Source organism: Acidobacteriota bacterium, from assembly GCA_040752915.1.
GTDB lineage: Bacteria > Acidobacteriota > UBA4820 > UBA4820 > DSQY01 > JBFLVU01.
The window spans coordinates 161,934-171,546 of sequence record JBFMHB010000001.1 but is presented as its reverse complement, the minus strand read 5'-3'; the positions used below and the strand labels follow the sequence as shown (position 1 = coordinate 171,546).

The following is a 9,613-nucleotide window of genomic DNA, read 5'->3' as shown; positions in this document are numbered from 1 at the left end:
CGGGCCCTCGGCCCGCCCTCCTCCGATCGCGGCGCGCAGGCTTCACGGAAAAGCCGCGGAGAACCGCTTGCGCCCCGAGGCGCTTGTAAACGGCCTTCTAGTTCTTCTTGGTTTTCTTTCCGGCCGGGGCGTTCTTTTGGACGACCCGCACGGTCTCCCGCGCGATCATGAGTTCCTCGTTGGTGGGCACCACCAGGACGTCCACTTTGCTCGCGCTGGAGGAGATGATCTTCTCCCGGTCGGGGGACTCGTTCTTCTTCGGATCGAGATGGATCCCGAGGTAATCCAGGTTGGAGCAGGCGACCTCCCGGACCCGGGCGTCGTTCTCGCCGATCCCCGCCGTGAACACGATGGCGTCCACCCCGTTCATGGAGGCGGCGTAGGTGCCGATGTACTTTCGGATGCGGTAGCAGAACATCTTGAAGGCCATCTCAGCGCGCTCGTTGCCCTCGGCGATGGCCTTGTGGATGTCCCGCATGTCGTGGCTCACGCCCGAGACGCCGAGCAGGCCGCTCTTCTTGTTGAGGGTGGCGACCACGCCCTCGGCGTCGGTTTTCTCCACCTCGGCCATGTAGGGGATCAGGGCCGGGTCGATGTCGCCCGAGCGCTGGCCCATCATGAGGCCGTTGAGGGGCGTGAGGCCCATGGAGGTCTCGAGGGACTTCCCGTTCTGGATGGCCGTGATGGAGCACCCGTTTCCGAGATGGGCCGTGATCATCCGGAGGGACTCGAGGGGCTTTCCGAGGATCTCCGCGGCGCGATTGGCCACGAACTGGTGGGAGGTGCCGTGGAAACCGTACCGGCGCACGCCGTGGCGTTCGTAGTACTCGTAGGGGATGGCGTACAAGAAGACGTGCTTGGGCATGGTCTGGTGGAAGGCCGTGTCGAAGACCGCCACCTGGGGCACGGTGGGGCAGAGCTTCTGGCAGGCCTCGATCCCCGTAAGGTTGAGGGGGTTGTGAAGGGGGGCGAAGCGGATGCAGTCACGGATCGCGTCCACCACCTTGGTTTCGAGAAGGGCCGACTCGTGAAACTGCTCGCCCCCGTGGACGACCCGGTGGCCGATGGCGACGATCTCGTCCACTCCCTTCAGAACGCCGTACTCCTTGTCCGTGAGGGCGTTGAACATGTCGCTCACGGCCACGGCGTGGTTCGGGATTCCGGATCGGATCGTGATCTTGCCGACGCCGACCGATTCGTGCTTGAGGCTGGCCGCCTCGGAGCCGATCCGCTCCACCAGACCCTTGGCGGAGATTCGTTCGTTCTCCATGTTAAAGAGCTGGTACTTGAGCGAGGAACTTCCGCAATTGATGACCAGAGTGTTCATCTCTTGTCTCCGTAAGACCCGCCGGGGGTCCGCTTGGGTGAGCGGGGCGGCGCCCCGCCTGGGTTTTTTCAGCCGAGTACCTGGGCCCCGGTAAGGGCGGCCACGTTGACGATGTCCGAGACTTTGCATCCCCGGGAAAGGTCGTTGGCCGGTTTGGCCAGACCCTGCAGGACGGGGCCGATGGCCTCCGCCCCGCCGAGACGCTCCACGGCCTTGTAACAGATGTTCCCCGCATTCAGATCGGGGAAGACAAGGACGTTGGCCCGTCCCGCCACGGGGCTTCCCGGCGCCTTCCGCTCGCCGACGGTCGGGACGAGGGCCGCATCCATCTGGAGTTCGCCGTCCACGGCCAGATCGGGCCGGCGCTGGCGTACGATCTCCAGGGCCTTGCGGATGCGGTCGATGTTCTCGTGCTCCGCGCTTCCACGGGTGGAAAAGGAGAGGAGCGCCACCTTGGGGTCCATATCGCAGAAGGCTCTGGCGCTGTGAGCCGAGGCGATGGCGATGTCGGCGAGCTGCTCGGCGTTGGGAAACGGGATGGCCGCGCAGTCCGCGAAGATCATGAGGCCGTCCTGGCCGAATTTGGGATCGGGATGGATCATGATGAAGCACGAGGACACGGACTTGATCCCGGGGGCGCATCCGAGAACCTGGATCGCCGCCCGCATGACGAGGGCCGTGGTGTTGTGCGCCCCGCTCACGCACCCGTGGGCGTATCCGCGCCGGACCATGAAGTCGCCGAAAAAGACGTTGTCCGAAACCGCCTCGCGGGCCTGATCCGGGGTCATGCCCTTGGCCTTCCGCATGCCGTGGAACTCGTCGGCGAATTCCTCCAGCCACGGGGAGGCACGGTGATCCAGGACCTTCACCCCTTCGATTCCGGGCGCACCGGGACCCAGGGCTTCCTCCACCTGTCGAGGGGTGGCGAGGAGGGTCACCTCGGCGAATCCCTCTCGGGCTACCTCGACGGCGGCCTGGACCATGCGTTTGTCCATGCCTTCGGAGAGCACGATGTGCGGCCTCCGGGCCTTCACTTTGGCCTTGATCCGATCCATCACGTGCATGGTGTTCCTCCTGGCCCCCCGCTTTGGCGGCATCCGCCCTTCAACCTCCCTCGGAAGGCCGGGCCGATGTCAGTCCTCCGGAGCGCGGGCGGGATCCGTGGTGGGGCGGGGGGGGCTTGTGGTCTCTTGAATCTCCTGTTCGTCGGCGCCCGGGGCGGGTCGCCGCCAGGTGGGGGATTATACTCTGGGCCCTCCCTGGCGAAGCGGAACATCCCGAGCCAGAAGGGCCATAGGGGCAATTCACCCGAAGCACGCGGAGGGTGTGTGTGCGCGCTCACTCCCTTTCGAAGGGGTGTCCCTCGGCGTGGAAATCGGGAAGGTAGTGGGAAGCGCTCCGCAACTCCTGGACGTAGCCCTCCTCTAACCCTTCTTTTTCAAGGGCTTCCAGGACGCGAGCGTATTCTCCCTCGTGAAGGGGGCGAGATAGGAGGGGATGCCCCACCGCGCGGTGGCGCGGAAAATACTGGGCGAGAAGACTCACCGCCACGCCCTTCCCCAGGGCCGACGACAGGAACCGGAGGACTTCGGCGGATTGGGACAGGCGGTTGGGAAGAACCAGGTGCCGGACCAGGAGGCCCCGCCGGGCCAGCCCGTTTTCGTCCATTTCCAGGGGGCCCACCTGCCGCCACATTTCGGCCAGCGCCGCCTGAGCGTTCGGAACATACCCGACGGCGTCCGAAAGTTCCCTGGCCACGGGCTCGTCGAAGTACTTCATGTCAGGCATGTACACGTCGACGATCCCGTCGAGGAGCGCGAGGGTCGAGGCGGAGTCGTAGCCGCCCGAGTTGTACACCACCGGTATCTTCAGGCCGCGGCGGGCGGCGAGGGCCAGGGCCTCCACCGCCTGAGGAACGACGTGACTGGGGCTGACCCAGTTGAGGTTGTGGACGCCCTGACCCTGGAGCTCGAGGTACAGGGCGGCCAGTTCCTCCGCCGAGAGGGCGCCGTCGCCCGGTCGCCAGTCCTGGCTGATCTGAGCGTTCTGGCAGTAAAGGCAGGCCAGATTGCAGTGGGCGAAGAAGACGGTGCCGGAGCCGCGGCTCCCGCTGATGCACGGTTCCTCGCCCCGGTGCACACAGTGGGAGGCCACCTCCGCCCGGCGTCCGGTGCGGCACACGGCTCGCCGGTCGAGGAGGCGTTTCACCCGGCAGTTCCTGGGGCAGACCCGGCACTCGGAGAGGAGGTCGAGAAGCGCCTCAACGCGCCGGTTCAGCTCGCCGGATTCGAGGAGGCCCAGGTACGAGGGATAGGGTCCGGAGGTCATGCGGTCGCTCGCGGAAGGAGGGGACTTTTCAGGATCCGACAGGGTCGAATCCCTCCGGCGGAATCCGGTAGGCGCCGATCCTATCCATGGTGGCGTTAAAGTCCTCCACAATCCTTCGCAGAATGTCCCTCACCGGCCCACGGGTCCGCACCAACCCCGCCACCTGGCCCATCATGACCGAGCCGCGCGTCACGTCCCCCTCCATGACCGCGGCGCGCAAGCGGCCCACGGCCAGGCCTTCGATCTCTTCCCAGGGAGCTCCCTGTGCCTCCATTTCATGGAATTCCTGGGTCAGCATGTTCTTGAGGGCGCGGACCGGCTTGCTGATGGAGCGGCCCGTGACGGCGGTGGATCGGTCCGAGGCCTTGAGGATGGCCTGCTTGTAGTTTTCGTGCGCCCGGGATTCGTCGGCCACCACGAGGGCGGTCCCGAGCTGGATCCCCTGGGCGCCGAGGGCGAAGGCCGCCGCCATCCCACGGCCGTCGGCCACTCCGCCGGCGGCGATGACGGGGATGCTCAGGGCGTCGACCATCTGGGGGATCAGCGGCAGAGTGGCGGTATCGCCGATGTGGCCGCCGGCTTCCTCGCCCTCGGCGACGATGGCGTCGGCGCCCGACCGTTCGAGCCGGCGCGCGAGGGCCACCGAATTGACCACGGGCACCACCCGGACGCCGGCGGCCTTGAGTTCCGCGATGACCGGCCCGCTGTTGCCGGCCCCCAGGGTGACCACGGGGACCCTCTCCTCGCGGACCACGTCCACGCACGCCTTGAAGTTGGGCGAGAGGAGGATGAGGTTGACCGCGAAGGGGCGGTCCGTGAGGGTCCGGATCTTGCGAATCTCCTCCCGCAAGAGTTCCCCCGGCATGTTGCCGGTCGCGATGCAGCCCAGGCCGCCCGCCTCGCTCACGGAGGCGGCGAGGACCGCCTCGGATACCCAGGTCATTCCCCCCTGGAGAATGGGAAGCCGGATCCCCAGAATGCGGCAGACGGCGTTGTCTATCACGGCGAAGCCCCCCGTTTGGAGAACCATCCCCCCGACCCCAGGGCCCGGGAGAACTCTTCGAAGGCGGCGCGCTCTTCCGGCTTCGCGTAACGGCCCTCCAAGGGAAGGTAATGCAGGTAAAGGCACAGCCGCCAGGCCAGGATCTCGAGCTTGGGATCCTCCATCTCCCCTCGGGCCGAGGCGAGAAGGATGTCCCGGACGGGCGAAAACCGGACGGGTGGGGCGTCGCGCTCGTTCACCGATCCGTCGCCGGTGGCTTCGCCCTGAAGGGCGGGATTCACGCGCGCCGCGCAGAGGTGGATCTTCTCTGAGGACTGGCCGTGGGAGGGAAAGAAGCCTCCCCCGAGGGGGACCACGTCCCGGGGCTGGATCCCGTAGCCGGTCTCCTCCAGGACTTCCTCCACGACCCTGCGGACAAGACCCTCGGGTCCGAGGTCTCCGGGCTCCAGGCTCCCCGCCACCGCTTCCGGCACGGTCTGATAGGGACGGGGGTCATCGACGGCGAGGGCAAGGTCCCTTCGAAAGTAGACGGGCACGCGGATGCCCGGTCGCCAGGCCATGGCCGGGGCCCCTCCCTCCTCGTGGAAAAGCCCGATCGCCACGGCGTCGTACCCGCGGCGGTGGATGTACTCGTAGAGGTAAGGCCGCGACGTCCCACCGTCGGCGTAGACGTTTCGGTACTTCAGCCGAACGAGGGTGAGGAACCCGCCTTCATCCGGTCCGGGTTCTCCGGCCACCTCCACCGCCACCACGGTCCGGGGGTGTGCCACGTCAGGCCTCCACGGGGTGGAACCGGAAGGAGAGGGGCTTTTCTTCTTCGATGCGGCCGACGGGGGAGTCGGGATCGTGTTCGAGAAAGAGAAGCCAGTCCTCGCGGGCCGCCTCGGGAAGCACCCGTCGCTTGGTCTCGAGCGTCACCGTCGGATGGAGGTCGTAGGCCATGATCCAGGGGAGGGGGATGTGGTGGCGTGTGGGGACGCAATCCCCCATGTAGAGCGCCTTCCGGTTCCCCGACTCCAGCAGCACGCCTTGCATCCCGAGAGTGTGGCCCGGGAGGGGGAACAGCCTCACGCCGGGCGCCACCTCCACCTCGCCCTCGGCGAGCTCCAGGCGCCCCTGGGAGCGGAGGGGCTCGTAATTCTCCGCAAAGTAGGAGGCCCGGTTTCGTTCGTGGGCCGCCACCGCGTCCTCGTATTCCCTCTTCTGCACGACATACCGGGCGTTGGGAAAGGAGGCGACGGCTCGTCCCGATTCGTCCCGCCGCGTGTTGCCCCCGGCGTGGTCGAAGTGGAGGTGGGTGTTGACGACCACGTGGATGTCCTCGGGTTTGAGCCCGACGGCTCCGAGGGCCTCGGGCAGGAGCCAGGGCCCCATGGCGTACATTTCGTGAAACTTCGAGTCCTCCTTCTCGCCGGCACCCGTGTCCACCAGGAGGTTCATGCCGCCCGAACGGACCAGGAGGACGTTCATGGCCATGGCGATCCGGTTTTTCTCGTCGGGGGGCATTTTCTTCTCCCATAGGACCCGGGGAACGACGCCGAACATGCTTCCGCCGTCCAACCGGAACCGGCCCGCGACGAGGGACAGGACTTCCATTTCTCCAAGGCGCACGCTGATCTCCTTACTCGTCTTGCTCGTCACTCCCCGGTGCGACGGGTGGGGGGGGGACCTCTCTGAGGGGTAGAACAACGGTGAACCGGCTTCCCATTCCTACCTTCGATTCCACAGTGATCGCGCCGTCGAGGAGTCGGGCGCAGCGGTCGGCGATGGAGAGCCCGAGGCCCGTCCCCGCATGCCGTCGGGAGTCCGAACCGTCCACCTGCCGGAATTCCTCGAAGATCCTGCCGGTCTCCTCGGGCGGGATGCCCCGGCCCGTGTCGGAAACCTCCACTCGGAGACGACCGTCGGAGGCCTCCGCGGTGAAGGTGGCCCCTCCTTCCCTCGTGAACTTGGCGGCGTTGCTCAGGAGGTTCCGGAGGATCCTGCTCAGCAGCTCGGGGTCGGTCCAGGCGACGGGGGGCAGGTCTTCGGACAGCACCCTCTCCAGACGGAGCCCCTTCTGCGTGAAGAGCGGTTCCGACTCGTCGAGAAGGGACGTGAAAAAGGCCCCCATTTCCACGGGTCGCTCCTGGACCGTAAAGGCCGCGCGCTTCAGCTTGGCCAGGTCCAGCATGTCCCCGATGATGTCGAGGAGCTGGCGGGCGTTCCGGAGAAGGATCTCCAGGTGACGCGCCTGGACGGGGGTGAGAGACCCGCCGCCGCGTTGGAGGGATTCGGCCGAGATGAGGATCGTGGTGAGGGGGGTCCGCAGTTCGTGGGTCACATTCGCCACGAACTGCTCCTGCAGGCGGTTGGCCTCCTCGAGTTGGGCCACGGTCTTCTTCAGCTGGGTGTGGTGGCGGACGAGCTGTTCCCGGGTCCGGTAGAACTCGGACACGTCCCGGAGGATCCCCAGGAACGACGTGGAACGGCGCGAGGGTTGGGAGGGAGCCACGGTGAGAAGGCCCCAGAAGGCGTTCCCGGACTTCGAAAGGACCCTGACCAGCTTGTTCCGGATTCCCTCGCGGAGGATCCGGTGGGTTCCCACCAGGCGCAGGCGGCGGATTTCGTCGGGCGGCAGGAAGGCCTGGAGGTCGAGGGGTCGCCCGACCACCTCCTCCGGGTCCACGCCGAGGACCACCCGCAGGGCGGGGTTGACGTATTCCACCTTCAAGTCGCGGGAGAGCACGAAAATGACGTCCGTGGACTGGTCCGTGAGAGTCCGGAACTGGTCCCTGAGGCGCAGGTTCTCCCGTACGAGCGCTTCCGAAGCGGAGGGGGCCAGGAGCCAGATGACCCGTCCGGCCGACCCTCCGCCGTCGTCGGGCAGGGGATCCTCCAGGGCCAGGAACGTCCGGAGCTGACCCGAGACGCTCCGCTCCACCGGCACGCCGTCCACGCCCGGGAGCGTGCCGGGAAGGCGCTCCCGGAGGGCGCGCAGCAACCCCGGCCAGACCTTCTCCAGGGGGACGCCGGCGAGGTCCTCCGGGGGAGAACCGAGGATCCGACCGGCGCTGGTGTTGGCGAAAAGAACACGGCTGTCGGGATCGAGAGCGAGGATGGCCTGGGGGATCCCGGCCAGGAATCTCTCCAGAAGCGGATCCAGTCTTCGCGGAAGGTCCTCCACTTCGCCCTCCCGTCTCAAGACGCCGGCCAGTGGGCCACGGAATTCTCCAGGCGGATGCCCGCAACTTCCACGGTCACCCGGTCTCCCGGCGACAGGCGGCCCACGCCCGAAGGGGTCCCGGTGGCGATGAGGTCTCCGGGCAAGAGCGTCATGGCCCGCGAGATGTACCGGACCAGATCGGGGATGGGGAACGCCATGTCGGCCGCCCGTCCTTGCTGGACGGGACGTCCGTTCAGCTCCGTGGTCACCATCAGGTTTTCCCAGTCCGGCTCCGTCTCCATCCAGGGTCCGAAGGGGCAGAAGGTGTCGAAGGACTTTGCCCTCGTGAATTGGACGTCCAGGCGCTGGAGGTCCCTGGCCGTCACGTCGTTGAGGGGGGTCACCCCGGCGAGGTAGATGAGGGGGTCATGGCCGTCGGGAATCCTGTGGCACGTCCTTCCCACCACCAGAGCGATCTCCCCTTCGTACTCCACCTGTTCCGAATCCTCGGGAAGGAGGATGGTCCCTCCCGGGGCGAGGACGGAGGAGGGTGCCTTGAGGAAGAGGAGGGGGCGGTCCGGCATCGGGTTCCCGAGTTCCCGGGCGTGCTCCACGTAGTTCCGGCCCACGCAGACGATCTTCGAAGGTGTGGAGGGAGGCAGCAGGACGGCTTCGCCAGGTGGGACGCGGACCCCTTCCGGGGTGATCCAGGCATGATCCTCCAAAACCCTGACGGGTACCTTCCGCCCGTTGAGAAGAACCCTTCCTACCCGCATGTCAAGGCCTCCTCGATGGACTCTTGGAGCAGAATCCCCCGGAAGACGACGCGGGCCTCCCCGGTGAGGCGGAAGGTCGGGGGTGTGCCGGAGATCTCGACCGACAGCTCCTGGCCGGACCGGACGCCCAGCCGGACTCTTGGGCCGGTCAAGCCCCTACGGTGGAGAACCCACGCCACGGCCGTAGCTCCGGTCCCGCAAGCCAGGGTCTCGGCCTCGACGCCCCGTTCGAAGGTGCGCATCGGGAAGGGCTCCCCCTTCGTTGTGGAGACGAAGTCCACGTTGGCTCCCTCCGGACCGAGCTCCGGGGCGGAGCGCAAGGCGGCGCCGAGGGCGGCCACCGGCACCGTTTCGACGTCCCGGACGAAGACCACGAGGTGAGGCACGCCCGTTCGGGCCAGGAGCCCCGTCAAGGTCCTTCCCTGAACCTCCACCGGGATGGGGGCCGGTTCCTCCGTGGCCCCGGGGACCTCCACCTCCACTCGCGAATCGGGCAGGACGCGGGCCGAGAACACCCCCGCCGGGGCTTCGATGTTCATTTGCCGTCCCGCGATCACCTTGAGGAAGGCGAAGCGGGCGGCGCACCGCGCTCCGTTCCCGCACATGTCCGCCAGGGATCCGTCCCGGTTGAAAATCCGGATGCGGAAATGAGCCTTGCTCGAGCCCTCCAGGAGGATGAGCCCGTCGGCGCCTACCGACGTGCCCCTCCGGCAAAGTCCGCGGGAGAGGCGGTCGAGTGGAAATCCGCTCCAGGCGCCCTGCCGGTTGTCGCCCAGGATAAAGTCGTTCCCGGCGCCGGACATCTTGAAGAACTCGATCTGCTCAATCATGGTCCGGGTTCTGAGGCCCCGCAGGCTGCCCCGGGGAGTGGAGGCTTCGTCGGGGATAGGGGTCCCCCTTCCGGCCGCAGGAAAAGGCCAGCGCGAGAAGAAGGAGGGCGACGAGGGCGACGGCCTTGCGCACGGGTTCCTCCCGAAAGAGTATAGCACGGCCGCGCGGGCGAAAAGCGGTCCATCCAGGGGCCTCTTCGCGGG

The 9,613-nt window shown here is 67.1% G+C and carries 10 protein-coding genes; all 10 read right to left on the bottom strand.

What is annotated here, in order from left to right:
• Positions 1-97 precede the first annotated feature (97 nt).
• The gene (locus tag AB1824_00805) at positions 98-1,327 is read right to left on the bottom strand and encodes an acetate kinase (GenBank protein ID MEW5763487.1); all 1,230 of its coding nucleotides are present in this window, start codon (positions 1,325-1,327) and stop codon (positions 98-100) included.
• Between the two features lie 68 nt (positions 1,328-1,395).
• The gene (pta, locus tag AB1824_00800; protein MEW5763486.1) at positions 1,396-2,391 is read right to left on the bottom strand and encodes a phosphate acetyltransferase; all 996 of its coding nucleotides are present in this window, start codon (positions 2,389-2,391) and stop codon (positions 1,396-1,398) included.
• 274 nt (positions 2,392-2,665) lie between these two features.
• Positions 2,666-3,655 carry a radical SAM protein gene (locus tag AB1824_00795; protein MEW5763485.1) on the bottom strand — a complete coding sequence of 330 codons (990 nt, stop codon included), beginning with the start codon at positions 3,653-3,655 and terminating at the stop codon, positions 2,666-2,668.
• A 28-nt stretch (positions 3,656-3,683) separates the two neighbouring features.
• The gene (locus tag AB1824_00790; GenBank protein ID MEW5763484.1) at positions 3,684-4,658 is read right to left on the bottom strand and encodes a nitronate monooxygenase; all 975 of its coding nucleotides are present in this window, start codon (positions 4,656-4,658) and stop codon (positions 3,684-3,686) included.
• Positions 4,655-5,428, bottom strand: a complete 774-nt coding sequence (locus AB1824_00785) for an NUDIX hydrolase (GenBank protein MEW5763483.1) — start codon at positions 5,426-5,428, stop codon at positions 4,655-4,657. The genes AB1824_00790 and AB1824_00785 overlap by 4 nt, the downstream gene beginning before the upstream one ends.
• Position 5,429: 1 nt before the next feature.
• A complete protein-coding gene (locus tag AB1824_00780) occupies positions 5,430-6,269 on the bottom strand; it encodes an MBL fold metallo-hydrolase (GenBank protein ID MEW5763482.1) in 840 nt (279 codons plus the stop codon).
• A gap of 10 nt (positions 6,270-6,279) precedes the next feature.
• Positions 6,280-7,824, bottom strand: coding sequence for a PAS domain-containing sensor histidine kinase (locus AB1824_00775; protein MEW5763481.1), 1,545 nt, complete (start codon positions 7,822-7,824; stop codon positions 6,280-6,282).
• Between the two features lie 14 nt (positions 7,825-7,838).
• Positions 7,839-8,579: a fumarylacetoacetate hydrolase family protein gene (locus tag AB1824_00770; protein ID MEW5763480.1), complete on the bottom strand. Its 741-nt coding sequence runs from the start codon at positions 8,577-8,579 to the stop codon at positions 7,839-7,841.
• The gene (dapF, locus tag AB1824_00765) at positions 8,570-9,409 is read right to left on the bottom strand and encodes a diaminopimelate epimerase (GenBank protein ID MEW5763479.1); all 840 of its coding nucleotides are present in this window, start codon (positions 9,407-9,409) and stop codon (positions 8,570-8,572) included. Before dapF ends, AB1824_00770 begins: the two co-directional genes overlap by 10 nt.
• Positions 9,402-9,542 carry a hypothetical protein gene (locus AB1824_00760; GenBank protein MEW5763478.1) on the bottom strand — a complete coding sequence of 47 codons (141 nt, stop codon included), beginning with the start codon at positions 9,540-9,542 and terminating at the stop codon, positions 9,402-9,404. Before AB1824_00760 ends, dapF begins: the two co-directional genes overlap by 8 nt.
• Positions 9,543-9,613: the final 71 nt, after the last annotated feature.

Bases quoted from the DNA above. Each gene is read 5' to 3' on its own strand.
- AB1824_00805 (MEW5763487.1), bottom strand. From the start codon at position 1,327: ATGAACACTCTGGTCATCAATTGCGGAAGTTCCTCGCTCAAGTACCAG.
- pta (MEW5763486.1), bottom strand. From the start codon at position 2,391: ATGCACGTGATGGATCGGATCAAGGCCAAAGTGAAGGCCCGGAGGCCG.
- AB1824_00795 (MEW5763485.1), bottom strand. From the start codon at position 3,655: ATGACCTCCGGACCCTATCCCTCGTACCTGGGCCTCCTCGAATCCGGC.
- AB1824_00770 (MEW5763480.1), bottom strand. From the start codon at position 8,579: ATGCGGGTAGGAAGGGTTCTTCTCAACGGGCGGAAGGTACCCGTCAGG.
- dapF (MEW5763479.1), bottom strand. From the start codon at position 9,409: ATGATTGAGCAGATCGAGTTCTTCAAGATGTCCGGCGCCGGGAACGAC.